The 25,165-nt window shown below is 70.6% G+C and carries 20 protein-coding genes, 5 tRNA genes and 1 pseudogene; 12 read left to right on the top strand and 14 right to left on the bottom strand.

What is annotated here, in order from left to right; genetic code table 11:
- The 3 genes from PZB77_RS08065 to leuC form a co-directional block, all read right to left on the bottom strand.
- Positions 1–228, bottom strand: a complete 228-nt coding sequence (locus tag PZB77_RS08065; RefSeq protein ID WP_275491884.1) for a hypothetical protein — start codon at positions 226–228, stop codon at positions 1–3.
- Between the two features lie 104 nt (positions 229–332).
- Positions 333–926, bottom strand: coding sequence for a 3-isopropylmalate dehydratase small subunit (leuD, locus tag PZB77_RS08070; protein ID WP_275491885.1), 594 nt, complete (start codon positions 924–926; stop codon positions 333–335).
- Between the two features lie 5 nt (positions 927–931).
- Positions 932–2,356 (bottom strand): 3-isopropylmalate dehydratase large subunit, encoded by a 1,425-nt coding sequence (leuC, locus tag PZB77_RS08075; RefSeq protein WP_275491886.1) that lies wholly within the window; start codon positions 2,354–2,356, stop codon positions 932–934.
- A 189-nt stretch (positions 2,357–2,545) separates the two neighbouring features.
- On the opposite strand from leuC, the gene ndgR reads away from it, so the two are divergent.
- Entirely contained in the window at positions 2,546–3,259 is a 714-nt protein-coding gene (gene ndgR, locus PZB77_RS08080; RefSeq protein ID WP_275491887.1) for an IclR family transcriptional regulator NdgR, read from the top strand.
- 306 nt (positions 3,260–3,565) lie between these two features.
- On the opposite strand, the gene PZB77_RS08085 is transcribed toward ndgR, so the two are convergent.
- The 8 genes from PZB77_RS08085 to PZB77_RS08120 all read right to left on the bottom strand — a co-directional run bounded on the left by PZB77_RS08085 (position 3,566) and on the right by PZB77_RS08120 (position 7,308).
- A tRNA-Glu gene (locus tag PZB77_RS08085) sits at positions 3,566–3,638 on the bottom strand.
- Between the two features lie 38 nt (positions 3,639–3,676).
- Positions 3,677–3,748, bottom strand: a tRNA-Gln gene (locus PZB77_RS08090).
- A 12-nt stretch (positions 3,749–3,760) separates the two neighbouring features.
- Positions 3,761–3,833 (bottom strand) — tRNA-Glu (locus PZB77_RS08095).
- Positions 3,834–3,895: 62 nt separating this feature from the next.
- Positions 3,896–3,968 (bottom strand) — tRNA-Glu (locus tag PZB77_RS08100).
- 38 nt (positions 3,969–4,006) lie between these two features.
- A tRNA-Gln gene (locus tag PZB77_RS08105) sits at positions 4,007–4,078 on the bottom strand.
- An 85-nt stretch (positions 4,079–4,163) separates the two neighbouring features.
- Entirely contained in the window at positions 4,164–4,880 is a 717-nt protein-coding gene (locus PZB77_RS08110; protein WP_275491888.1) for an HAD family hydrolase, read from the bottom strand.
- 174 nt (positions 4,881–5,054) lie between these two features.
- The gene (gene gltX / locus PZB77_RS08115) at positions 5,055–6,530 is read right to left on the bottom strand and encodes a glutamate--tRNA ligase (RefSeq protein ID WP_275491889.1); all 1,476 of its coding nucleotides are present in this window, start codon (positions 6,528–6,530) and stop codon (positions 5,055–5,057) included.
- Positions 6,523–7,308 carry a fumarylacetoacetate hydrolase family protein gene (locus PZB77_RS08120; protein ID WP_275491890.1) on the bottom strand — a complete coding sequence of 262 codons (786 nt, stop codon included), beginning with the start codon at positions 7,306–7,308 and terminating at the stop codon, positions 6,523–6,525. Before PZB77_RS08120 ends, gltX begins: the two co-directional genes overlap by 8 nt.
- Positions 7,309–8,189: 881 nt before the next feature.
- Between PZB77_RS08120 and PZB77_RS08125 the strand changes: the two genes are divergently transcribed.
- From PZB77_RS08125 to PZB77_RS08165, 9 genes and pseudogenes are all read left to right on the top strand, one after another.
- Positions 8,190–12,029: a nitrate- and nitrite sensing domain-containing protein gene (locus tag PZB77_RS08125; RefSeq protein WP_275491891.1), complete on the top strand. Its 3,840-nt coding sequence runs from the start codon at positions 8,190–8,192 to the stop codon at positions 12,027–12,029.
- Positions 12,030–12,038: 9 nt separating this feature from the next.
- Positions 12,039–12,452, top strand: coding sequence for a roadblock/LC7 domain-containing protein (locus PZB77_RS08130; RefSeq protein WP_323180487.1), 414 nt, complete (start codon positions 12,039–12,041; stop codon positions 12,450–12,452).
- A 133-nt stretch (positions 12,453–12,585) separates the two neighbouring features.
- The gene (locus tag PZB77_RS08135) at positions 12,586–12,993 is read left to right on the top strand and encodes a DUF742 domain-containing protein (protein WP_266709549.1); all 408 of its coding nucleotides are present in this window, start codon (positions 12,586–12,588) and stop codon (positions 12,991–12,993) included.
- On the top strand, positions 12,974–13,555 hold the full coding sequence (locus PZB77_RS08140) for an ATP/GTP-binding protein (protein ID WP_275491892.1): 582 nt from the start codon (positions 12,974–12,976) through the stop codon (positions 13,553–13,555). Before PZB77_RS08135 ends, PZB77_RS08140 begins: the two co-directional genes overlap by 20 nt.
- A 351-nt stretch (positions 13,556–13,906) precedes the next feature.
- A complete protein-coding gene (locus PZB77_RS08145) occupies positions 13,907–17,191 on the top strand; it encodes a nitrate- and nitrite sensing domain-containing protein (RefSeq protein WP_275491893.1) in 3,285 nt (1,094 codons plus the stop codon).
- 10 nt (positions 17,192–17,201) lie between these two features.
- Positions 17,202–17,615 carry a roadblock/LC7 domain-containing protein gene (locus PZB77_RS08150; protein WP_266709517.1) on the top strand — a complete coding sequence of 138 codons (414 nt, stop codon included), beginning with the start codon at positions 17,202–17,204 and terminating at the stop codon, positions 17,613–17,615.
- Positions 17,616–17,705: 90 nt separating this feature from the next.
- Entirely contained in the window at positions 17,706–18,374 is a 669-nt protein-coding gene (locus PZB77_RS08155; protein ID WP_275491894.1) for a DUF742 domain-containing protein, read from the top strand.
- Positions 18,355–18,936: an ATP/GTP-binding protein gene (locus tag PZB77_RS08160; protein ID WP_148021028.1), complete on the top strand. Its 582-nt coding sequence runs from the start codon at positions 18,355–18,357 to the stop codon at positions 18,934–18,936. The genes PZB77_RS08155 and PZB77_RS08160 overlap by 20 nt, the downstream gene beginning before the upstream one ends.
- A 185-nt stretch (positions 18,937–19,121) precedes the next feature.
- Positions 19,122–19,385, top strand: a pseudogene (locus PZB77_RS08165) (pyridoxamine 5'-phosphate oxidase family protein); the annotation flags it as partial.
- Between the two features lie 515 nt (positions 19,386–19,900).
- Here PZB77_RS08165 and PZB77_RS08170 read toward each other — a convergent pair.
- Together PZB77_RS08170 and PZB77_RS08175 are read right to left on the bottom strand one after the other, a co-directional pair.
- Positions 19,901–20,101, bottom strand: coding sequence for an acyl-CoA carboxylase subunit epsilon (locus tag PZB77_RS08170; protein ID WP_275491895.1), 201 nt, complete (start codon positions 20,099–20,101; stop codon positions 19,901–19,903).
- Between the two features lie 63 nt (positions 20,102–20,164).
- Positions 20,165–21,748 carry an acyl-CoA carboxylase subunit beta gene (locus PZB77_RS08175; RefSeq protein WP_275491896.1) on the bottom strand — a complete coding sequence of 528 codons (1,584 nt, stop codon included), beginning with the start codon at positions 21,746–21,748 and terminating at the stop codon, positions 20,165–20,167.
- 510 nt (positions 21,749–22,258) lie between these two features.
- On the opposite strand from PZB77_RS08175, the gene PZB77_RS08180 reads away from it, so the two are divergent.
- Positions 22,259–23,485, top strand: coding sequence for a glycoside hydrolase family 64 protein (locus PZB77_RS08180; protein WP_275491897.1), 1,227 nt, complete (start codon positions 22,259–22,261; stop codon positions 23,483–23,485).
- 73 nt (positions 23,486–23,558) lie between these two features.
- Here the strand turns inward: PZB77_RS08180 and PZB77_RS08185 are convergent, their stop codons facing one another.
- Entirely contained in the window at positions 23,559–24,080 is a 522-nt protein-coding gene (locus PZB77_RS08185; RefSeq protein WP_275491898.1) for a hypothetical protein, read from the bottom strand.
- A 344-nt stretch (positions 24,081–24,424) separates the two neighbouring features.
- Between PZB77_RS08185 and PZB77_RS08190 the strand changes: the two genes are divergently transcribed.
- Positions 24,425–25,042, top strand: a complete 618-nt coding sequence (locus tag PZB77_RS08190) for a YceI family protein (RefSeq protein ID WP_275491899.1) — start codon at positions 24,425–24,427, stop codon at positions 25,040–25,042.
- Positions 25,043–25,165: the final 123 nt, after the last annotated feature.

The raw sequence follows: 25,165 nt of genomic DNA on the forward strand, positions 1-25,165 counted from the left end.
TCAGTCACCTTCGGGGAATCGGCCCTCATCGAGGTCCTTCATCAACCGGTCCAGGCGCCTTGCCGCGCCTGAGAGATCGTGCTTCGCCGTCGCCGTCACGGCCAACAGCTTCCGGGACAGCGCCATCCGTACGCCCTCCGGGACTTGCAGTGTGCGCACCGTCGCGTGCGCTTCCTTCAATTGGTCGGCGACTTGGCCATAGAGCTTGAGTTGGTTGTCGCCTTCCATGCACCGATTGTGCCATCTGGGGCGAGTTGTCGCCCGACGGGGTCTCAACAAGCCACTGCGCCCCCTACCCGAAGGCAGGGGGCGCAGTCTTGGAAAAGCGCTGCTCAGACCTGAATGGTACGCGGCTTGAAGGTCGGCCTTGACACCTCATATGCCGCGATGTCCGCTTCGTTCTGAAGGGTGAGGCTGATGTCGTCCAGCCCGTTCAGCAGCCGCCAGCGGGCGTTCTCGTCGAGTTCGAAGCCGGCTTCGATGCCCTGGGCGCGCACCTGGCGGGCCTCCAGGTCGACGGTGACCTCGGCGGTGGGATCGGCCTCGGTCAGCTCCCACAGCGCGTCCACGACCGCCTGGTCGAGAACGACCGTCAACAGGCCGTTCTTCAGCGAGTTGCCGCGGAAGATGTCCGCGAACCGGGCCGAGATCACGGTCTTGAAGCCGTAGTTCTGGAGAGCCCACACGGCGTGCTCGCGGGACGAGCCGGTACCGAAGTCGGGGCCGGCCACCAGGACCGAGGCGCCGCGGCGTTCGGGGCGGTTGAGGACGAAGTTCTCGTCCTTGCGCCAGGCTTCGAAGAGGCCGTCCTCGAAGCCGTCGCGGGTGACCTTCTTCAGCCAGTGCGCGGGGATGATCTGGTCGGTGTCGACGTTGCTGCGGCGCAGCGGGACGGCCCGGCCGGTGTGTGCGGTGAAAGCTTCCATGGTTCTCAGACTCCGGCAGGCGTGCGGTCGTCGGACAGGTCGGCGGGCGAGGCCAGGTGGCCGAGGACCGCGGTGGCGGCGGCGACCTGCGGGGAGACCAGGTGGGTGCGGCCGCCCTTGCCCTGCCGGCCCTCGAAGTTGCGGTTCGAGGTGGAGGCGGAGCGCTCACCGGGGGCCAGCTGGTCCGGGTTCATGCCGAGGCACATCGAGCAGCCCGCGTGGCGCCATTCGGCGCCCGCCGCGGTGAAGACCTTGTCCAGACCCTCGGAGACCGCCTGCAGGGCGACCCGGACCGAGCCGGGGACGACCAGCATCCGTACGCCCTCGGCGACTTTGCGGCCCTCGACGATCGCGGCGACGTTGCGCAGGTCCTCGATGCGGCCGTTGGTGCAGGAACCCACGAAGACGGTGTCCACGGCGATCTCGCGGAGCGGCTGCCCGGCGGTCAACCCCATGTACTCCAGGGCCTTTTCGGCGGCGTTGCGCTCCGAGGCGTCCTCGTACGAGGCCGGGTCGGGCACGTTCGCGGAGAGCGGAGCGCCCTGACCGGGGTTGGTGCCCCAGGTGACGAACGGGGCGAGCGCGGCGGCCTCGATGACCACCTCGGCGTCGAAGACGGCGTCGTCGTCGGTGCGCAGGGTCTTCCAGTACGCGACGGCGGCGTCCCACTCCTCGCCCGCGGGGGCGTGGGCCCGGCCCTCGAGGTAGGCGAAGGTGGTCTCGTCCGGGGCGATCATGCCCGCGCGGGCGCCGGCCTCGATCGACATGTTGCAGATGGTCATCCGGGACTCCATCGAGAGCTTCTCGATGGCGGAGCCGCGGTACTCGAGGATGTAGCCCTGGCCGCCGCCGGTGCCGATCTTGGCGATGACCGCCAGGATGAGGTCCTTGGCCGTGACGTCCTCGGGGAGTTCGCCGTCGATGGTGATGGCCATCGTCTTCGGGCGGGCCAGCGGCAGCGTCTGGGTGGCCAGGACGTGCTCCACCTGGCTGGTGCCGATGCCGAACGCCAGGGCGCCGAAGGCTCCGTGCGTGGAGGTGTGGGAGTCGCCGCAGACGACGGTGGTGCCCGGCTGGGTCAGGCCCAGCTGGGGGCCGACCACGTGCACGACGCCCTGCTCGACGTCGCCCAGCGAGTGCAGCCGGACGCCGAACTCCGCGCAGTTCTTGCGCAGGGTCTCCAGCTGGGCGCGGGACACCGGGTCGGCGATCGGCTTGTCGATGTCGAGGGTCGGGGTGTTGTGATCCTCGGTGGCGATGGTGAGGTCGAGGCGCCGTACCGGGCGTCCGGCCTGCCGCAGACCGTCGAAGGCCTGCGGGCTGGTCACCTCGTGCAGCAGGTGCAGATCGATGAAGAGGAGGTCGGGCTCGCCCTCTGCGCGCCGGACGACGTGGTCGTCCCAGACCTTCTCCGCGAGTGTCCTACCCATCGCTTTCCCTCCGACCGGCGCCCTCGCCGGCCCAACTAGAGATTCGGTGTGCCACTGTCCGGCCCGTGCGGGACGGTTCCCCCGAGCGGGGCGGCGGCTACGGGCCGTCGTACGGCCGTCGGTACAGGTTCGCAACTTCCAGCGAAAATTGAACTTGCGTTTCACAGAGTGAGACGCGAATATCGTCGTATGGACAACTCTAGCGGCGTCGGCGTTCTCGACAAGGCTGCACTCGTACTGAGCGCTCTGGAGTCCGGTCCGGCCACCCTCGCCGGGCTGGTCGCGGCGACCGGTCTCGCTCGCCCCACGGCCCACCGACTGGCCGTGGCCCTCGAGCACCACCGCCTGGTGGCCCGGGACATGCAGGGCCGGTTCATCCTCGGCCCGCGGCTCGCCGAGCTCGCCGCGGCGGCGGGCGAGGACCGCCTCCTGGCGACGGCCGGACCCGTGCTCACCCACCTCCGCGACATCACGGGCGAGAGCGCGCAGCTCTACCGGCGCCAGGGCGACATGCGCATCTGTGTCGCCGCGGCCGAGCGGCTGTCCGGGCTCAGGGACACGGTGCCGGTCGGCTCCACGCTCACCATGAAGGCGGGATCCTCCGCGCAGATCCTGATGGCCTGGGAGGAGCCCGAGCGGCTTCACCGGGGCCTCCAGGGCGCCCGGTTCACCGCGACGGCCCTCTCCGGGGTACGCCGCCGGGGATGGGCCCAGTCGATCGGCGAGCGCGAGCCGGGCGTCGCCTCGGTCTCCGCGCCGGTGCGCGGTCCGTCGAACCGGGTGGTGGCAGCCGTCTCGATCTCCGGACCGATCGAGCGGCTGACCCGGCACCCGGGCCGGATGCACGCGCAGGCAGTCATCGACTCGGCGGCCCGGCTGAGCGAGGCGCTGCGCCGCGGCTGACCCGTACCCCGACGCCCGTCTCCCGCCCGCCCCGCCGGCCCCCGTTCCTCCGCCGGCCCGTCCGTGCCCGCCGTCCTCACCTTTCCTCGTGGCCGCCCCAGCGTCGTGGCGGCCTTCCTCATGTCGAGACTCCGGCAACCGGGCGACAGCGGCAGGGGCAGGCGACCGCCGCCAAGGCCTTGGCACCCACACCAACGGCCGCTCCCCGCCCGGGAGTTGCCCGCCCGTCGGAGAGCCCCGCGTGTCCGGACAGACGAAGAAGGCCCTTCACCTGCGTGAAGGGCCTTCCGCTTCCTGCTCTGCTTGTACCCCCGACCGGATTCGAACCGGCGCTACTGCCGTGAGAGGGCAGCGTGCTAGGCCGCTACACAACGGGGGCTTGTTACTTCGGACTTGCTGTGGTGCTTCGGTCTTGCGCTGGGCTACCAGGACTCGAACCTAGAATGACGGTACCAGAAACCGTAGTGTTGCCAATTACACCATAGCCCATGGTGTGGTACGTACCCCCGACCGGATTCGAACCGGCGCTACTGCCGTGAGAGGGCAGCGTGCTAGGCCGCTACACAACGGGGGCCCTAGCGATCCTGCATCGAGTACATCGGGTGCGACCCGGTTTGTTCCCGCGGGAAGGATCTGTACCCCCGACCGGATTCGAACCGGCGCTACTGCCGTGAGAGGGCAGCGTGCTAGGCCGCTACACAACGGGGGCTTGTTGCTTCGATCGTGCTGTCTTGCTTCGGTCTTGCGCTGGGCTACCAGGACTCGAACCTAGAATGACGGTACCAGAAACCGTAGTGTTGCCAATTACACCATAGCCCACTGAAACGCAACCCCTGCGGGTCTTGTCCCTGTCTGCGCTTCCCGGCCGGATCTTTCGGCCCGCTCGGGCGGCGCAGAAAGAACATTACCCGAAGGTGTCCGACGCTCCAAAACGGGTATCGCCCGACAGCAGCGCCGGCAGCTGCCCGAGGCCCGTGATCCGTACGAGATCGGCCCGGCCGCCCCGCTGCCCGCGGTCCAGCCAGATCCCCTTCAACCCCGCCGCGACCGCCCCGGCGGCGTCGATGTCCGGCTCGTCCCCGACGTACGCCACCTCGTGCGGCTCCAGCGCGAGCGCCTCGCAGGCGGCGTGGAAGGCGCCCGGCTCCGGCTTGGAGACACCCAGCTCCACGGCGCAGAGCAGGGCCTCGAACCGGTGCCGGACGCCCAGCGCGACCAGTTTGCGGTCCTGGTGGCCGGAGCTGGAGTTCGACAGGACGCCGTGGCGGTAGCCGTCCAGCAGGTCGAGGACCGGGATCACGTCCGGGAAGAGGCTCCAGGCGGCTTCGTAGTGGGCCGCGTGCCGCCGGAACCACGCGTCGGCCTCCGTGTCCTCCAGGTCACGCGCCAGGAACTCCCGCACCCGGTCCCTGCGCTGCCCGCCGAAGTCCGCCTCCCCGGCGGCGAACCGCGCCCAGTGGCGTGCGGTGATCACCCGCCAGGCGTCCAGCGCCTCCTCGGGCGTGGTGTAGCGGGCGGGCAGTCCCTCCAGCTCCAGCAGCCGCGCCATGGCGATGCGGTCGGCGCCCGAATAGTCGAAGAGCGTGTCGTCGATGTCCCAGAGCACGGCGCGGATCGGCATGTCCGCCACGCTACCGGCCCCTCGCCCGGCGGGCCCGGCGACAACCGGCCAAGGACGGGGGCGCGCACGGGCGCGGTGCAAGGGGCCGGCGAGGCGCCGGACATGCCCGAGGGGGCGGAGCGCCGGGGTTCCGGCGCTCCGCCCCCTCGGGAGGTGCGTACGTGCGGTGGTGGGTTACGCGGTCAGCTTGGCGAGGGCCGCGTCCACCCGGGCCAGCGTCTTCTCGCGGCCCAGGATCTCCATGGACTCGAAGAGCGGCAGGCCGACCGTACGGCCGGTGACGGCGACGCGCACCGGGGCCTGAGCCTTGCCGAGCTTGAGGCCGTGGGCCTCGCCCGCCGCGAGGACGGCGCTCTTGAGTGCCTCGGCGTTCCACTCGGCGCCGGCGAGGTTGGCGCGGGCGGTGGACAGCAGGGCGTCGGAGCCCTCCTTCATCGCCTTGGCCCAGGACGCCTCGTCCTCGACGGGCCGGTCCAGGAAGAGGAAGTCGACGTTGGCGGTGATGTCCGAGAGGACCGTCACCCGTGTCTGGGCGTGCGGCGCGATCGCGGCGAACCGGTCCGCGTCGAACGCCTCGGGGGCCCAGTTCGCGTACGGCGCCCGCAGCCAGGGGCCGCACGCCTCGGTGAAGTCCTTCACGTCGAGCCGGCGGATGTGCTCGGCGTTGATGTGTTCGGCCTTCTTGAGGTCGAAGCGGGCCGGGTTGGCGTTGACGTCCGCGATGTCGAAAGCGGCCACCATCTCCTCGACGGAGAAGATGTCGCGGTCCTCGGCGATCGACCAGCCCAGCAGCGAGAGGTAGTTGAGCAGCCCTTCCGGGAGGAAGCCGCGTTCCCGGTAGAGGTTGAGCGACGCCTCGGGGTCCCGCTTGGACAGCTTCTTGTTGCCCTCGCCCATGACGTAGGGCAGGTGGCCGAAGAGGGGGGTGGCCTTGGCGATGCCCAGCTCGGTCAGGGCCGCGTACAGGGCGAGCTGGCGGGGGGTGGAGGAGAGCAGGTCCTCGCCGCGCAGGACGTGGGTGATCTCCATCAGCGCGTCGTCGACGGGGTTGACGAGCGTGTACAGGGGGGCGCCGTTGGCGCGGACGATGCCGTAGTCCGGCACGTTCTCCGGCTGGAAGGTCAGCTCACCGCGGACCAGGTCGGTGAAGGTCTGCGGCACGTCGGGCATCCGGAAGCGCACGATGTGCGAACGGCCCTCGGCCTCGTACGCCGCCTTCTGCTCGGCGGTGAGGTCGCGGCAGGCACCGTCGTACCCGGAGGGCTTGCCGGCCGCGCGGGCGGCGTCGCGGCGGGCGTCGAGCTCCGCGGTGGTGCAGTAGCAGTCGTACGCGTACCCGCCGGCCTTCAGCTTCTCGGCGACGTCACGGTAGACGTCCATCCGCTGCGACTGCCGGTACGGGGCGTGCGGGCCGCCGACCTCGGGACCCTCGTCCCAGTCGAAGCCGAGCCACCGCATCGAGTCGAGCAACTGCTGGTACGACTCCTCGGAGTCGCGCGCCGCGTCGGTGTCCTCGATGCGGAAGACCAGCGTGCCCTGGTGGTGTCGGGCGAAGGCCCAGTTGAAGAGGGCCGTCCGGACCAGGCCCACGTGGGGGTTTCCGGTCGGGGAGGGACAGAACCGGACACGGGGAGAAGAGCCGTTAACCACGCGTGATCACCTTGTTGGTGAGAGTGCCGATGCCTTCGATGGTGACGGCGACCTCGTCGCCGACGTGCAGGGGGCCGACCCCCGCGGGAGTGCCGGTGAGGATGACGTCGCCCGGGAGGAGCGTCATCGCCTCGGTGATGTGGACGACCAGGTCCTCGATGGAACGGACCATCTCGCTGGTGCGGCCGAGCTGGCGCTGTTCTCCGTTGACGGTCGTCTGGATCGTCAGGTCGGACGGGTCGAGGTCGGTCTCCACCCAGGGGCCGAGCGGGCAGGAGGTGTCGAAGCCCTTGGCCCGCGCCCACTGCTTCTCGCGCTTCTGCGCGTCACGGGCGGTGACGTCGTTGGCGCAGGTGTAGCCCAGGATGACGTCCTTCACGCGCTCGCGGGGGACCTCACGGCACATGCGGCCGATCACCACGGCGAGTTCGCCCTCGTAGTGGACCTCGTCCGAGAAGGAGGGGTACTCGATGGCGTCGCCGGAGCCGATCACCGAGGTGGTGGGCTTGAAGAAGGCGACCGGGACGTCCCCGACCTCGTTGCCCAGTTCGGCGGCGTGCTCCGCGTAGTTGCGGCCGATGGCCACGACCTTGTTGGGCAGCACGGGGGGCAGGAGCCTGACCTTGCTCAGCGGGACCTTGGTGCCGGAGAGCTCGAAGTCGGCGTACGGAATGCCCTTGATGATGTCGAGCACGAGGCCACCGGATTCCACGGTGCCCTCACCCTCGACGGCGCCGAAGGCGACATTGCCGTCGATGGAGAACCTGGCGATGCGCACGGGATGCTGTCGCCCCTCACTTGCTGGCTGGCTGAAGACTGACGCTCCAGGCTATCGCCTCGCCGTGCGGAGACCGGGAGTGTCCGGCCGACCGCCGACCGCCACTCCCCGGATCTCCCCCGGCGCACGGGTGCCGGCATGTGCGCCTGCCGGAGGACGGTGCGGCGCGGGTCGGTCGTCCGCGCGCGGGCAGGTCGACCGGGTGAGCGGGTCGCTCGGGGGCGCTCGGCGTGGAGGGGTCGTCGGGATGCGCCGGCGTGGTGCGCCGGGAGTTGGCGAGCTCGCGGGGCCGCGTGGTGTTCGTCCGCCGTGCGACCTTGCCGCCGGGGGCGTACCCCGGGGGCCCGTCCGTGGGGTCGCCATCCCAAGTAATGCGTCAGGCTAAACATCGATTTCCCGACATTGGCCGGGATGAGACGGCGATCATCATGTGAGTTTCCTCACGAATGAGGTAACAAATGCCGCATAGCGGAATGATGATCACGCAAGAGGAAACGGACAATGCAGTACTGAATGCTCCATTCCGCTCCTGATCATCAGGGATGGGACACCGCACTCTTCCAGCCTCCCCGTCCGGAATGATCCACTTTCCACGGGAACGCGCTGCACGGCTGGTCACGCCCCCATCACAGGACGTCACGCCCGCCCATGGGGAGTCCGCGGCCCTTGTTGGAGGTCCGGCACTGTGCTGGAATTCCACGCACCGCCGCGGGTAGAGACCGGCGCGCAGGGGCGCAACGCAGCGCCGAGTGGCGGCGGAGGGGGTTCAAGAACGCCGGTCGTTCATCGACCACCATGGGGCGCGTCCAGTGCCCCGACACGCCGACACCGTCACCACCGCGTCATGCGGAGGGACGCCTGGTCCAGAGGTTGCGACGCTAGTGCAGGGACGTTTCAAGAGGGATGGCAGCGCTCCGGCGGAACAGGAGCCGCGCGGCGGGACCGACCGCGGTTCCTCGCCCCAGCACGCCCAGAATCCCGGGGCCGCGGGGTCCGGCGACGGTCCGGAGCCGACTTCGCGCCCGGGATCCACGACGACCGAAGCCGCCGAACCGGCAGCGGCGGCACAACCCCGTGAGCGGGCCAGTACGGGTTCACGCGTAGCACTGCGTAACTGGCGCATCAGCACCCGTCTCGTCTCCCTCCTGGCGCTCCCCGTGGTCGCGGCGACCTCGCTCGGCGGGCTCCGTATCAACGAGTCCATGAACGACATCCAGCAGCTGGAGCACATGCAGCTGCTGACGCAGATGACCAAGCAGGCCACCGCGCTCGCGCAGGCCCTGCAGGTCGAGCGCGACCAGTCGGCGGGACCGCTCTCCAACGGTGTCAAGGCGACCAACTACAAGGTCACCGAGCCCCGGAAGAAGACGGACCGGGCCAAGGACGCCTTCCTCGAAGCCACCATGGCCATCGGGGACACCGAGGACGACGAGGCGCTGGAAGGCATCCACGCCAGCGTCAACATGATCGCGACGCAGCTCGGGCAGATCCGCGACATCCGCAAGACGGCCTACGCCCAGGGCAGCCCGAGCGTCAACACGATCGACCAGTACAGCCAGTTGATCACCTCGCTGCTGAGCCTCTCCCAGGACATGGCGCAGGCGACCTCCAGCCCGGAGATGATCAAGCGCACCCGTGCGCTGGCGGCCTTCTCCTCCGCCAAGGAGTACGCCTCGGTCCAGCGGGCGGTCATCGCCGCCGCTCTGCCGGGCGGCAACAGCAAGACGACGCACCTCGGTGACAACGACAAGCAGTTCGGTCGCAACGCCCTCCGCAAGGAGAGCCTGTCGATGAACTCCTTCGAGACGATCTACGCGACCACCGGCAACAGCGCCTCCGACCTCACCGCGCCGCTGACCAGTGGCAACCCGGAGATCCAGGCCGCCGACACCTACGCCAAGCAGGTGCTCGACACGACGGTCGGCATGAAGGGCCGCAAGTCGCGTTCGTACCTCGACTGGTACGACCAGAGCTCGACCAAGATCCAGGCGATGGAGACCATCGAGGCGACCCTCCTCAGCGACATGGAGGGCAAGGCGCGCGAGCTGCGCGAGGCCTCCCAGCGCGAGGCGATCCTCAACGGTGCCATCATCCTGCTGGTGCTCGGCGTCTCCCTCGTGGGCGCGTTCGTCGTGGCGCGGTCCATGATCCGCTCGCTGCGCCGTCTCCAGGACACCGCGACCCGGGTCGCCCAGGACCGGCTGCCCGAGCTCGTGCGCCAGCTCTCCGAGACCGACCCGCAGGACGTCGACACCTCCGTCGAATCCGTGGGTGTGCACTCCCGGGACGAGATCGGCCAGGTGGCCGCGGCCTTCGACGACGTGCACCGTGAGGCCGTCCGCCTCGCCGCCGAGCAGGCGCTCCTGCGAGGAAACGTCAACGCGATGTTCACCAACCTCTCGCGCCGCAGCCAGGGCCTCATCCAGCGTCAGCTCTCGCTCATCTCCGAACTGGAGTCGCGCGAGGCCGACCCGGACCAGCTCTCCTCGCTCTTCAAGCTCGACCACCTCGCGACCCGTATGCGCCGGAACGGCGAGAACCTCCTCGTCCTCGCCGGTGAGGAGCCGGGCCGCCGGTGGACGCGCCCCGTCCCGCTGGTCGACGTGCTCCGCGCCGCCGCCTCCGAGGTGGAGCAGTACGAGCGCATCGAACTGGCCGCGGTCCCCGCCACCGAAGTGGCCGGCCGGGTCGTCAACGACCTCGTGCACCTCCTCGCCGAGCTGCTGGAGAACGCCACGTCGTTCTCCTCGCCGCAGACGAAGGTCCGGGTCACCGGTCACGCGCTGCCGGACGGACGGGTTCTCGTCGAGATCCACGACACCGGCATCGGCCTCTCGCCCGAGGACCTCGCGGCGATCAACGAGCGGCTCGCCTCGCCGCCCACCGTGGACGTGTCGGTCTCGCGCCGCATGGGCCTCTTCGTGGTCGGCCGGCTCTCCCTGCGTCACGGCATCCGCATCCAGCTCCGGCCCTCGGACTCCGGTGGCACCACGGCGCTCGTCATGCTGCCCGTGGACGTCGCGCAGGGCGGCAAGCAGCCCCCGTCCAAGAGCGGCGCGGGGCAGGCCCCGAGCGCGCCGGGCGGTCTGCTCGCCGGCGGCAACTCCGGTGCGGGTGTTCCTCGCGCCGGTCTCGGTGGCTCGCAGGCCGCCAAGGGTCTCGCCGCTTCGGCGCCCGCCCGCGGTCAGGTCGGCACGGGCTCCGGCCCGCGTGCGGCGCTGCCCTCCCGGGACTCGGGACCGCGTGGCCCCCAGGGGCCCGGCCGGCAGGGCGGACCGCAGACCGGGGGACCTCAGCGGCAGCCCGGCGGCCCGTCCGCTCCCCAGGGCGGTCCGCAGGCCGGCCGGCCGCAGGGTCCGCAGGACTTCGGACGGCCCGAGCCTCAGCGGCAGGGCGGTGGCGCCCGGCTGGGTGCCCGCGGTCCGCGGGGCGGTCAGGAGCAGGACCAGCCGAACCTCTTCGGACACAACGCCGGGGCCACGCAGACGCCGATGGGCCGGCCGGAGCAGGGCGGCAGGCCCGCGCGGCAGGACGTGTTCGGCGCCCCCGGACAGCAGCAGCCGTGGCAGGGCCAGGGCAATCCGGCCCACCAGGGCCAGGGCCAGAACGGTCCGGCCGGTCAGTTCGGCCAGGACCCGCAGCAGGGCCGGGGTGGGCAGCCGCAGTACGGCCGTCCGCCGGGCCACGGCGACCAGCCTCAGCAGGGGCAGGGCAACCAGCCGCAGGGCGGGTACCAGCAGCCGGGCGGCCCCGGCCGTCAGCTGCCGCCGCCCGGTGGTCCGCGTGCCGAGCTGCCCGGCGGCAACCCCCCGCAGCAGCACCCGCAGAGCACCACCTGGGGCATGGAGGAGCAGGGCGCGCAGCGGCGCGGTCCCTCCGACGTTCCCCGCGGTCACGAAGAGGCCGAGTCCACGGGCCCGTTCGCGGCCGGGACGGGTCCTCTCCCGAACCGGGGGTTCAACTCGCCGCTGGACCGGCGTACTCCCGGCGACGACCGCCAGGTGCCCGCCGCCACCGCGGAGTTCGCCCGCCCCGACTTCTCGGCGCCGCCGGTCCCGCAGCAGCAGGACCCGGCGAGCACCGCGCAGTTCGCCCGCCCCGACTTCGGGGCCCCTGGCCAGGGCCAGGGGCTGCCCGCTCCGCGCCGGTACGGCAGCGGCGAGGAGCAGGGCGTGCCGCGTCCGGCTCCGGCCGGGGAACTGCCTCCGCGCTCGCTGCCGCCGCGCCGGTCCGCCCCCGAGGCGCTGCCGCCGGCCGGTCCCGGCGACGGCCGCACCCCGCTGTACGACACGCTGGAGACCAACTGGTTCCACGGTCCGCAGCAGGGCGGCCCGCCGGCCGACGCGACGGTGGATCCCTCGCGGCCCGAGGGCGTCCCGACCCCGCCGGCCCCGCGCCGGTCCTCCGGGGACGCGACGCCGACCGGACCGTGGCGGGCCTCGCCCAACGACGAGCTCGTACGTCAGGCCGAGCGTGTCAAGAAGCCGGCCGCCGGCGGTGTCACCACTTCGGGGCTTCCCCGCCGGGTACCGCGTGCCAATTTGGTTCCTGGTACCGCCCAGCAGCAGAATCACCAGTCCGGACCTCAGGTTTCGCGTGCGCCCGATGACGTGCGCGGGCGTCTGACCAATCTCCGCCGGGGCATCCAGCAGGGTCGGCAGGCGAACAGCCAGTCGACCGGCAGCTTCCCACTCGGCCCCACTCACCACCAGGAGCGTTAGTTGAGCCCCATGAGTCAGGCCGCGCAGAATCTGAACTGGCTGATCACCAACTTCGTGGACAACACCCCCGGGGTGTCGCACACGGTGGTGGTCTCCGCCGACGGACTCCTGCTGGCCATGTCCGAAGGATTCCCGCGCGACCGTGCCGACCAACTGGCCGCGGTCGCCTCCGGGCTCACCTCGCTGACCGCCGGTGCCTCCCGGATCTTCGAGGGCGGCGCCGTCAGCCAGACGGTGGTGGAGATGGAGCGCGGCTTCCTGTTCCTGATGTCGGTCTCGGACGGTTCGTCGCTGGCCGTTCTCGCCCACCCGGAGGCCGACATCGGCCTCGTGGGTTATGAAATGGCTCTGCTCGTCGACCGTGCCGGCACCGTCCTCACGCCCGACCTGCGCGCCGAGCTCCAGGGCAGTCTGCTCCACTAGGCGGCCGCGCAGCGGAAATCCCTCACGATCTCCTCAGGTACTGCCCACCACCCTCACTCGTCCGGCCGCTACCGCCCCCACCGGCCCCTTGCAGACGGCGAGTGGACACCTCGCCGTCACGCCCGGAGGATTCATGACCCCGCCACCCGCCTCACCCGATCCGTACGGCGCCCTGCACCACGCGTCGTACGACGGGGAGGGCGACCAGCCGCTGGTCCGTCCGTACGCCATGACCGGCGGACGGACGCGGCCGCGTTACCAGCTCGCCATCGAGGCGTTGGTCAGTACGACGGCCGACCCCGCGCACCTGGGAACGCTGCTGCCCGAGCATCAGCGGATCTGCCACCTCTGCCGCGAGGTCAAGTCGGTGGCCGAGGTTTCGGCTCTGCTGTCCATGCCGCTCGGTGTGGCCCGGATCCTGGTCGCGGACCTGGCGGAAGCCGGCATGGTGGCCATCCACCAGCCGGGCAATGGAGAGGCCGGCGGCACGCCGGATGTGACACTGCTCGAAAGGGTGCTCAGTGGACTTCGCAAGCTCTAGCGGCGGGACGACCCGCTCCACCACGTCGGCGAAGATCGTGGTGGCAGGGGGCTTCGGCGTGGGTAAGACCACGTTTGTCGGTGCCGTTTCGGAGATCAACCCGCTGCGCACCGAAGCCGTGATGACGTCCGCCTCGGCGGGCATCGACGACCTGACCCACACCGGGGACAAGACCACCACCACAGTGGCCATGGACTTCGGACGCATCACCCTGGACCAGGACCTGATCCTCTACCTGTTCGGAACCCCCGGGCAGGACCGTTTCTGGTTCATGTGGGACGACCTGGTACGCGGCGCCATCGGCGCCGTCGTCCTCGTCGACACCCGCCGCCTCGCCGACTGCTTCCCCGCCGTCGACTACTTCGAGAACAGCGGCCTCCCCTTCGTCATCGCCCTCAACGGCTTCGACGGACACCAGCCGTACACCCCCGACGAAGTACGCGAAGCACTCCAGATCGGACCGGACGCCCCGATCCTCACCACCGACGCCCGGCACCGCGCGGACGCCAAGAGCGCCCTCATCACCCTCGTCGAACACGCCCTCATGGCCCGTCTGAAGTAGGCATAAGTCGGTAGAGACGTAGGCAAGTTGCCGTAGCCGCGCGAGGGCGGGCCCTGTGTCCTTCGACACGATCCGCCTCCGCGTTCATAACGTTTCGACGATGAATTTCCCGCGGGCCGACACCCGACGCATCCGTCCGGTGCCGCTCTGCTCATACGAGCCCCGCCTTTTGGCGGGGCTCGTTCTTTATGCCCGTTTTATCTGAGGCGTACGCCACGGGGAGTGATCCGGTTCAAGTGTTTGGAACGCGGCCGGTCCCCATGCTGAAATGCGGCGAACTCCCGAGTAGTACGGCCCTGAACGAATTTACCGGCACAACGTAGGTGCCGACGCCGAGAGGTTGTTGGTCGAGTGAGGCGAAGCAACGAAGGCTCCCCGACGCAGCCTGAGCGGGGCAACTTCACGCCGCCGCGCACTGTGGGATCCCCCGGGGAGCGCACCGACCGTGCGGAGGCGGCCGCCGACGGATCGCCCGTCGGCAGTACGAGCAAGCTGTCTCCCCGCAACTGGCGGGTGGCGACGCGGCTGAACGCGATCCTCCTGATCCCCGCACTGGTGGGCCTCACCATGGGCGGGTTCCAGGTGAAGGGGTCGATCGACACCTGGAACGAGGCCCAGGACGCGGAGAAGACCGCGCTCGTGGTGCGTGCCGCCTCGGTGTACGGGCAGGCGCTGCTGAACGAGCGCGACCTCACCGCTCAGCCCCTCCTGTCGAAGGAGACGAACGCCTCCGTCGTCGCGGAGACCCGTGCCGCCACCGACAAGGCGGCGACACAGTTCACCGACTCCGTCGCCCGGATGCCCCAGAAGGCGGGCCTGCTGCGCCGTCTGAAGCTCTTCAAGGCCGAGGAGCCGAAGCTGGAGGCGCTGCGCAAGAGCGCGTACGCCACGGCGATGGACCCGGTGAAGACCGAAGAGGCGTACACCCAGATCCAGCACTCGCTGATGGAGTTCGCCAACGAGCTCGGCCTCGGCACCGGCAACGTCACCAGCTACGGCCGGACCGTCTACGCGCTGGAGCTCTCGCAGGGAGCGGCCTCGCTCCAGCGGTCGATCGGACTGCACCTGCTGGTGCGCCCGAGCGGGAACGACAAGAAGTTCAACGACCAGGTGAAGGCCTTCGGGTCGTACAACTACCTGGAGCAGATAGCGCTCGGTGAGTTCAACTCCGGCGGCACCCAGGCGAGCATCAACCGCCTCAAGGACGTCATGGCGGGCAAGGCCGCCGAGGGCGCGGAGCAGCTGAAGGCCGCCAAGGAGCAGGCCGAGGCGCTGGGCAAGCCGTTCGTGGCCCCGCCCAGTGTCGACGGCTCCGTCTTCGACGGAATGGCAGCGGCGATCGGCCAGGGCCTCTCCCCGTCCGAACTGAAGGCGAAGGGGATCACCCCGGAGACCTGGAGCGCGGCGTCGACCGCGAAGTTCCAGGGGTACGCCACCGTCACCGACGAGCTCGTGGACAAGGCGGTGGAGGAGGCCGCGCAGATCTCCTCCGATGCCAAGACCGACGCCATCGTGAACGCCTCGATCGTCGTCGTCGCGCTGCTCGCCGCCTTCGTCGTGGCCGGGTTCATGGCCCGCCAGATGAGCCGGGCGATGCGCCGGCTGCGCAACGCCGCCTTCGGCGTCGCCGAGCAGCGGCTGCCGTCGCTGGTCGACCAGTTGTCGCGGACCGAGCCGGGCCGGGTCGACACCCGGGTCGAGCCCATACCGATCAACACGAGCGACGAGATCGGCGAGGTCGCCCGCGCCTTCGACCAAGTGCACCGCGAGGCCGTCCGGCTCGCCTCCGAGCAGGCGATGCTGCGGGGGAACGTCAACGCGATCTTCACCAACCTCTCGCGCCGCAACCAGTCGCTCATCGAGGGCCAGCTGACCCTCATCACCGGCCTGGAAAACAACGAGGCCGACCCGGACCAGCTGGAGAGCCTCTTCAAGCTGGACCACCTGGCCACCCGTATGCGCCGCAACGGCGAGAACCTCCTGGTCCTCGCGGGCGAGGAGCCGGGCCGGCGCTGGAACCAGCCGGTGCCGCTGGTGGACGTGCTGCGCGCCGCCTCCTCCGAGGTGGAGTCGTACGAGCGCATCGAGCTGACCGGCGTCCCGGACACCGAGATCCACGGTCAGGCCGTGACCGACCTCGTGCACCTGCTGGCGGAGCTGCTGGAGAACGCCACGGTGTTCTCGTCGCCGCAGACCAAGGTCCGTGTCACCGCGACCCGGCTGCCGGACGGCCGCGTGATGATCGAGATCCACGACAAGGGGATCGGCCTCACCGCCGAGGACTTCGCCGACATCAACCACAAGCTCGCCAACCCGCCGACGGTGGACGCCACGGTCTCGCAGCGGATGGGGCTGTTCGTGGTCGGCCGGCTCTCCGACCGCCACGGCGTCCGGGTCCAGCTGCGTCCCTCCGGTGAGCAGGCGGGCACGACCTCCCTGGTCATGCTGCCCGACGCGATCACCCACGGGGGCGGTGGCGGATCGGCCACCGAACCGGCCGACTTCACCGTCTCCTCGATCATCCCGGAGCAGGAGCAGCCGTCCTTCGCTCCGGCTCCGCAGCTCTCGGGGATGCGTACGGCCGCCGATCTGGGCTTCGACGACTCGCGCTACGAGAGTGACCCGTCGGCGCTCGACCCGGTGGGCCGCTCGCTGATGCGCGAGGAGCGCCGGGCTGCCCTGGAGGCCGCCCACACCGGCGGCGAGGAGCAGCCGCAGTTCGAGCAGAACGGCTACCCCGGGACCGGGTACGAGCCGCAGCAGGCGCCGTACGGCCAGAACGACTACGCCCCGGGTGGGTTCGAGCAGCCGCAGCAGGGCGCCTTCGAGCCGCAGGGGTCGTACGAGCAGGGGTCCTTCGAGCCGTCCCCCCAGGGTTTCGAGCAGACCGGCCACCAGGTGGCGTACGACCCGTACGCCTCCGGCGCCACCTACGCGACGGACGCCCAGCAGCCTGCGGCCAACGGCTATACGGAAGCGGCGTACGCGGCTCCGGATGCACAACAGCCTTCGTACGGTGACGGGTTCACGCCCCTCGGTGACCAGCACCAGCAGGTCGGATGGCCGGATCAGTCCGGTTTCCAGGGCGGTTACGCGACCCCCGTCCAGGAAGAAGCGGAATCCGCTCCCGCAGCCCCCGAGGAGACTTCCGAGCGCGTAGGCTTCGATCATTCGGGCCCCACCGCGAACGCCGGTCACGAGATGACCGATGCGGGGCTTCCGCGCCGGGGCGGGCAGCAGCACCGTCCGTCCTCCGGGGCGGCGAACGACGCTCCCGCAGCGGCCGCTCCACCCCGGCGGCAGGACGCCCCGGCGGCCGCCGACCCCCAGGACGGCGAGCCGCAGGACGGCCAGGGTCCGGACGACTGGCGCTCGACCAACGACGAGCGCTGGGTCCGGGCCGAGAAGCTCCGGGACCCGAAGGCCGGCGGAATAACCCCCTCGGGGCTTCCCCGGCGGGTGCCCAAGGCCAATCTGGTCGAGGGCACCGCGGAGCAGACCCAGCAGGGCGGCCCCCAGATCTCCCGTGCCCCCGAGGACATCCGCGGCAGGTTGAGCAACCTGCGGCGCGGCATCCAGCAGGGACGCAAGCAGGGGTCGGACAGCAGTGGTAACACCTACAACCAGGAGCGTTAGTGTGAGCCCGATGAGCCAGGCGGCGCAGAATCTCAACTGGTTGATCACCAGCTTCGTGGACAGCACCCCCGGGGTGTCGCACACGGTGGTGGTCTCCGCCGACGGACTCCTGCTGGCCATGTCCGAGGGATTCCCGCGGGACCGTGCCGACCAGCTGGCGGCCGTCGCCTCCGGTCTGACGTCGCTGACCGCGGGTGCTTCCCGGATATTCGAGGGCGGCGCCGTCAACCAGACCGTTGTGGAGATGGAGCGGGGGTTTCTCTTCATCATGTCGATCTCGGACGGATCCTCGCTGGCCGTCCTCGCCCACCCGGACGCCGACATCGGTCTGGTTGGGTACGAAATGGCACTTCTGGTGGACCGCGCCGGCGGTGTTCTGACGCCGGATCTGCGCGCCGAACTCCAGGGAAGTCTTCTCAACTAGGAGACAGACCGTGCGTTTCTCGTCACCGCGCCATAGGGTGCGGTGGCGCGGACCCACGGGGACCGGCGACTGGCAGCAGGAGGAGGAGACGTGGCAGCACCCACAGGCGGACACCCGTACGACGGCAGTCAGCGGGTTCCGGACGAGCGCGGGGACGACCGCTTCACCTTCCCCTCCGCCTCGGCCGGCGAGGGCGGGCAGCAGGGTCACGACCCGTACTTCCCGCCCCGGCGGGCCGCGCAGCCGCATCCGCGCGGAGCCGACTGGCCTCAGCAGCCGGGGCCCGGGTGGTCCCAGCGGCGGGACACCGAGTGGCAGCCCCGCCAGGAGCCGCCGCAGCGGTACGAGGCCCCGGCGCCCCGGATCCAACCGGTGGCGCAGCGGCCTCCGGGGCCCGCGCAGCCCGCGCCCGCCGCGCACAACCCGTTGGTCCGTCCGTACGCCATGACCGGCGGACGGACGCGGCCGCGTTACCAGCTCGCCATCGAGGCGCTGGTCAGTACGACGGCCGATCCGTCCCAGCTGCAAGGGCAGTTGCCCGAGCACCAGCGGATCTGCCGGCTCTGCCTGGAGATCAAGTCGGTGGCCGAGATCTCGGCCCTTCTCTCGATCCCGCTCGGCGTTGCCCGGATCCTCGTCGCCGACCTGGCCGAGGCCGGACTCGTCGCTATCCATCAGCCCGGCGGCGACGAGACCGCCGGCGGCCAGCCAGATGTGACACTGCTCGAAAGGGTGCTCAGTGGACTTCGCAAGCTCTAGCGGCGGAGCGGCCCGCTCCACCACCTCGGCGAAGATCGTGGTGGCAGGGGGCTTCGGCGTGGGTAAGACCACGTTTGTCGGTGCCGTTTCGGAGATCAACCCGCTGCGCACCGAAGCCGTGATGACGTCCGCCTCGGCGGGCATCGACGACCTGACCCACACCGGGGACAAGACCACCACCACGGTGGCCATGGACTTCGGACGCATCACCCTGGACCAGGACCTGATCCTCTACCTGTTCGGAACCCCCGGGCAGGACCGTTTCTGGTTCATGTGGGACGACCTGGTACGCGGCGCCATCGGCGCCGTCGTCCTCGTCGACACCCGCCGCCTCGCCGACTGCTTCCCCGCCGTCGACTACTTCGAGAACAGCGGCCTCCCCTTCGTCATCGCCCTCAACGGCTTCGACGGACACCAGCCGTACACCCCCGACGAAGTACGCGAAGCACTCCAGATCGGGCCCGACACCCCGATCCTCACCACCGACGCCCGCCACCGCTCGGACGCCAAGAGCGCCCTCATCACCCTCGTCGAACACGCCCTCATGGCCCGTCTGCGCTAGGGGTCCGGCGGATCAGGGTCACGACCGGGTACGACCGGGTACGACCGCGTGAAAGAGAAGCCCCGCCCTCCGGCCGTCGCCGGGGGGCGGGGTTTCTTCGCGGGGCGCCGGTGGCGGCCACCGCGGAGGGGTGCTCCGCTCCGGAGCGGGAACCCCGGTGCGGCGTACCGCTGTTGGGGGCGGACGTGACGTCGTGCGCGGGCTTCGCCCCCGCCTCCACCGCTCTTCTGGACGCCGAGAACTCCGCCACCCTCGCCACGGTCGACCCGGCGGGGGACCGCGGGCTTCCGGTGGTGTGGTTCGAGGGCGGGGGCGACGCGGTCCTCGACTCCCTGACCGCCGGACGCGAGAAGGCCCGGAACATCGGGCGCGACCCGCGCGTCAGCCCCCCGGTCTTCGATCCGGGCGACCCGTACCGGTCGGCCGAGATCCGGGGAGCCGCCGAACCGCTGCCCGATCCGGACGAGGCGCTGCGCCGGCGGCTCTCGCGGCGCCGTCCGGGCGATGATCCGCCGCCGGAGGAGGCGGAGGAGGTCCGGCTGACCGTCCGGATCGCCCCGGAGCGCGTCAACGGCTTCACGGCGGAGGACCGGTCCGGCCCGTCCGCCCGTCCCGGCGTCTTCCCCCGGGCCTCCCGATGCCCTTTTCCCGGCTCGGGGCGTCCCTCGCCTCCGCCGCCGGCAGGCCCGCGGCCGGCTTCCCGGCGGCCTCTCCGGGTCCCGACGCCGGGAGAGCCGGAGCCGCCCTCCGCCCGGGGCCGTCGCCTTCCCGGCGTCCCCGTCGGCCGACGGCGGCCGTGGTGGCCGTTTCCGGCCATGCAATGGCCCCGGCCGGAGGTTGTTACCCGGCCGGGGCCACAAGGGCACTCAAGGGCCCTCCAGGGGCCTTCTGGCGTCGTGCGTGCGCGGGGCGTCGCGTGGTCCGGAGGGCTCGGGCTCTCGCCGGAGGCCTCCGGGGAGCGGTCTCAGCCCTGCCAGCTGTGCGGCGCACGGAAGCCGGGGGTGCGCTCAAGGCGGCGCCATCCGGCCATCTCCCGGCGCCGGGAGACGGGACCGGGCCGGCCCGCCGCACGGGCGAGCAGCACGGCGGTGATGGCCGCGAGCTCCTCGGGGGCGGCGTGGCCCTTCTCGACGCGCAGCACGGACTCGGCTGAAGTGACGCTCATGGGGTGTCTCCGTCTTTCTGGGCAGGGTGTCGGACCGGTGCGCGGATCGCGCGCGGCCGTCGACTACTGCGGGGGGTTGCCGTGTTTGCGGGACGGCAGGTCGGCGTGCTTGTTCCGGAGCATCGCGAGCGAGGCGATCAGCACCTCGCGGGTCTCGGCCGGGTCGATGACGTCGTCGACCAGACCGCGCTCCGCGGCGTAGTACGGGTGCATCAGCTCGGCCTTGTACTCCTTGACCATGCGGGTCCGCATGGCCTCGGGGTCCTCGGCCTCGGCGATCTGGCGCCGGAAGATGACGTTGGCGGCACCTTCGGCTCCCATGACCGCGATCTCGTTGGTCGGCCAGGCGTAGGTCAGGTCGGCACCGATGGACTGGCTGTCCATGACGATGTACGCACCGCCGTACGCCTTGCGCAGGATCAGGGAGATCCTCGGCACGGTGGCGTTGCAGTACGCGTAGAGCAGCTTGGCGCCGTGCCGGATGATCCCACCGTGCTCCTGATCCACGCCCGGGAGGAAGCCGGGTACGTCCAGAAGAGTGATGATCGGGATGTTGAAAGCGTCGCACATCTGGACGAAGCGGGCGGCCTTCTCGGACGCCTCGATGTCCAGGACACCGGCCAGGGACTGCGGCTGGTTGGCGACGATGCCGACGACCTGGCCGTCCAGACGGGCGAGGGCGCAGATGATGTTGCGGGCCCAGCGCTCGTGGATCTCCAGGTAGTCGCCCTCGTCGACGAGCTCCTCGATGACCTTGTGCATGTCGTACGGGCGGTTCCCGTCGGCGGGCACCAGGTCCAGCAGGACGTCGCTCCGCCGGTCCGCGGGGTCGTCGCTCGCCACCGCCGGAGGGTTCTCCCGGTTGTTCGAGGGGAGCATCCCGATGAGGTAGCGGACCTCGGCGATGCAGGTCTCCTCGTCGTCGTACGCGAAGTGCGCGACGCCCGAGGTCTCGGCGTGCACGTCGGCGCCGCCGAGGCCGTTCTGGGTGATCTCCTCGCCGGTGACCGCCTTGACGACGTCCGGGCCGGTGATGAACATCTGCGAGGTCTCGCGGACCATGAAGACGAAGTCGGTGAGGGCGGGGCTGTACGCCGCGCCGCCCGCGCACGGGCCGAGCATCACGCTGATCTGCGGGATGACACCGGACGCCCGGGTGTTGCGCTGGAAGATGCCGCCGTAGCCGGCGAGCGCGCTCACGCCCTCCTGGATGCGGGCACCGGCGCCGTCGTTCAGTGAGACCAGCGGAGCTCCGGCCGAGATGGCCATGTCCATGATCTTGTGGATCTTGGTGGCGTGCGCCTCGCCCAGCGCCCCGCCGAAGATGCGGAAGTCGTGGGCGTAGACGAAGACCGTCCGGCCGTCGACGGTGCCCCAGCCGGTAATCACACCGTCGGTGTAGGGCTTCTTCGACTCCAGACCGAAGCCGGTGGCCCGGTGCCGCCTGAGCTGCTCGACCTCCCTGAACGAACCGGCGTCCAGCAGGAGTTCGATGCGCTCGCGGGCGGTCAGCTTGCCCTTGGCGTGCTGCGCCTCGGTGGCCCGGTCGCTCGGACCCCGCCGCGCCTGCTCGCGCAGGGTCAGCAGTTCGGCCACCCGGCCACGCGTGTCGCTCGGCTCACCCGGGATTTCGTCCACAACGGTCATGTACCGACCCTACGAATCAGGCAGCGGAATACCGCCGTCGAATCCGTACAGTCTCCTGACCCGTTTCCTGGCAAGGAGCGACAGAACAGTCGCACCATGCGTGCGATCCACCATCCCGACCCCTCTTCCCCTTGTGGATTTCCCACAAAGTGCCGTCGAGCGCCCGAGCGGCCGCGCAGGGAGTCCGCGCGGCAAAGAGCCTAGTGGTCCCCCGGCCCCGGGGGCCGCTCGCGCGCCTTTCCGGCCCGGCGGCCGACGCGCCCCCGCCCCCTCGCAGAACCTTCACTTCTTGACCGCGCAGACGGCACCGTCGCCCCTCTTACATGCCAACAACGGTTTGGTGAAGACGAGTTGTGAAGAAACGCCGATTCTGAGAGCGCTCTCAGTCACATCCCTTGACGCCTGTGACGGGCGTGACGAGAGTGGTCCGCACCACAGGCGGCCCCCACCGCCCCGCGCGGCCCCGTCGCGCTCCGTACACCCCCACCCCCCACCCCTCCGGAGCTCCTCGTGATCTCTCGTCGCACGTTCTTCGCCGGCGCCGCCGCTTCGGCAGCCGCCCTCAGCTATCCCGTCTGGGGGAGTGCCCTCTCGCCGCGCGCCTCGGCCGCCGCCGCGACGTGCGAGCTGGCGCTGGTGAACCGCTCGCTGCCGGGCACGGTGCGCGCCTACGTCACCGGACACGAGCAGGGCACCGACCGCTGGGTGCTGCTCCGCGCGGACGGCAGCCTCTACCGGCCGGACTCCCCCGCCGCCGCGCGGACTCCGCTGCCGGTCGACTGCTCGATCCCGCTGAACGCGGCGGGCGGCGCGCCCGTCGTCCTGACGCTCCCGCAGATGTACGGCGCCCGGGTCTACTTCGTACGGGACGACACCCTCGACTTCTACCTCGACCCGGGGCCGTCCCTGGTGGAGCCGGCCTTCGCCACCTCGGCGGACCCGAACTACGGGCGCACCTGGTCCTTCTGCGAGTTCACCTTCAACCCGCAGCAGCTGTACGCGAACATCAGCTACGTCGACCTCGTCACGGCGCTTCCGATCGGGCTCACGCTGGAGGGGGACGGCACGCACACCGTCGCTCCGCTGCCGGACGGCGCGGTGCAGCGGATCGCGGACGGCCTGATCGCGCAGGCGGCGGCCGACGGACAGCCGTGGGACGAGCTGGTCACCCGGGACGCGGACGGCCGGGTGCTGCGGGTGGTCTCGCCGCAGAACCTCATGGCTCCGTACTTCGACCGTCCCGACCGGATGCCCTTCCGGGACCTGTTCACCGCGCAGATCGACCAGGTCTGGGAGACCTACCGCTCCACCGACCTGCGGATCGACCTCCAGGGCGGCCGGGGCGTGCGGACCGGCCGGGTCAGCGGGGACACCCTCGTCTTCGAGGGCGGCCATACGTTCACCAAGCCGGTCTCCAAGGACGTCTTCACCTGCAACCACGGGCCCTTCACCAACGACCCGGCCGACTCCGACGACAAGAAGGCCCTGCTGGCGCGGCTGGCGGCCGGGTTCAACCGGTCGATCATGCTCGGCCACCCGGACCAGCCGAACGGCACGAGCGCCGCGGACTACTACCAGGGGCCGGTGACCAACCACTGGTCCCGCATCGTGCACGCCAACAGCCCGATCGGTTACGCCTTCCCCTACGACGACGTGCGCCCCGACGGCCGGCCGGACGTCTCGGGCGCCGCCGACGACGGCAACCCGCGGCGCTTCACCGTGAGCGTCGGTTCCTGACTCCCCCATGGTGCGTGTGCCCCCTCTCCCACGGTGGGAGAGGGGGCACACGCGCAGGTGGGAGGCCGAGGCGTCAGCAGCCGCCGCAGTTGTAGTACGTCACGTCCCAGTGGTTGCCCTCGTTGACGTAGAGGTTGCCGGAGGCCGCCTGGTACTGGGCGTACCCGTCACCGCGGAGCCCGATGTAGGTGAAGGTGCCGGTGACGTAGTTGTTCAGGCAGGTGTTCTTCGCGAAGTCGAGCTTGTAGCCGTTCCAGTGCGAGTAGGTGCCGCCCGCATGACCCGTCTCCGTCCCGCCGGTGATGTTGAGGGCGCAGCCGGTGGCGCTCTTCAGGGTCTGGGCGCCCTGGGCGGTGGCCAGGTTGAGCTGGTCGAAGGAGGTGCACGTCGCGACGTTCCGGTTGGAACAGCCGCCCGAGGACGACCAGGTGATCCCGGACGAGCTGAACCGGGCGGTGGCCTGGGCGTGGGTGAGCTTGGTGGCGGCGTGCGCGTCGGTGGCGCCGCCGAGGACACCGACCCCCGGCGCGAAGAGGGCGCCCAGCACGAGGGCGAGGGCGGTGAGTGCGGAGCGGAGCCTGGGGCGGTTCAACATGGGGGATTCCTCCTGCTCATGACAACTTTCGGACAGTCGCCCGCGACGGCGTGGGGGGTGGGGTTCGAGGGGCGTCGCGGGAGCGGCTAGGGCGATAGTGCCCGAGTTCTACGCGCGTCCGCCAGACCGCGTCCGTGGCGACGCGATGAATACCGGAGAACGGCGGATCCGCCGGTGGCGGCGCGCCCGGCGCCGGCGGATCGGAGAGGCTCCCCGGGGCGGGAGGGAAGAGACCGGACGCTTGATGTTGAACTTTGAACTAAACGGGGCTACAGTCAAACTCGTTGAAGGTTGAACAACCCAGGGCCTTCGACTCCGCCGCACACGTCTCCCGAGGAGGAGCCATGGCTCTGTTCAACCGCAAGCCGGTCGCCGCCACCACCACCGCTGTCGCCGAGAAGCCCGCCGTGGACCCCGCGCTCGCCGCCCTGACCGGCACGTACACGATCGACCCGGCCCACAGCAGCATCGGTTTCACGGTGCGCCACGCCATGGTGACGAACGTGCGCGGCTCCTTCGGTGAGCACGAGGGCACCCTGGTGCTGAACGGCACCGACCCGCACCACTCCACCGCCTCCATCGACGTCAGGATCGCCAGCATCGACACCGGCATCGCCGACCGTGACGGCCACCTGCGCAGCGGCGACTTCTTCGACGCCGAAGCCTTCCCGCTGATGACGTTCCGTTCCACCGGCGCCGAGCAGCTCGGTGGCGACGACTACCGCGTCACCGGCGATCTCACCATCAAGGACGTGACCCGCCCGCTCTCCATCGACCTGGAGTTCAACGGCTCGGCCACCGACGTCTACGGCAACGAGCGCGTCGGTTTCGAGGGCTCGGCGACCATCCTCCGCTCCGACTGGGGCCTCACCTGGAACGCCGCCCTGGAGACCGGTGGCGTGATGGTCAGCGACAAGGTCAAGCTGACCTTCGACATCTCCGCGATCAAGGCCGCCGCCTGATCCGAGCGGCACCCGAGCGCGCCCGCCCCACCCTCCCCCGCCGGGGAGACCGGGGCGGGCGCTCGCGCGTCACGCGGCCGGGAGACCGTCTCCGGGGTCCGGGCCCCGGGCGCCCCCGGACGG

The sequence above is a fragment of the Streptomyces sp. AM 2-1-1 genome, assembly GCF_029167645.1.
GTDB lineage: Bacteria > Actinomycetota > Actinomycetes > Streptomycetales > Streptomycetaceae > Streptomyces.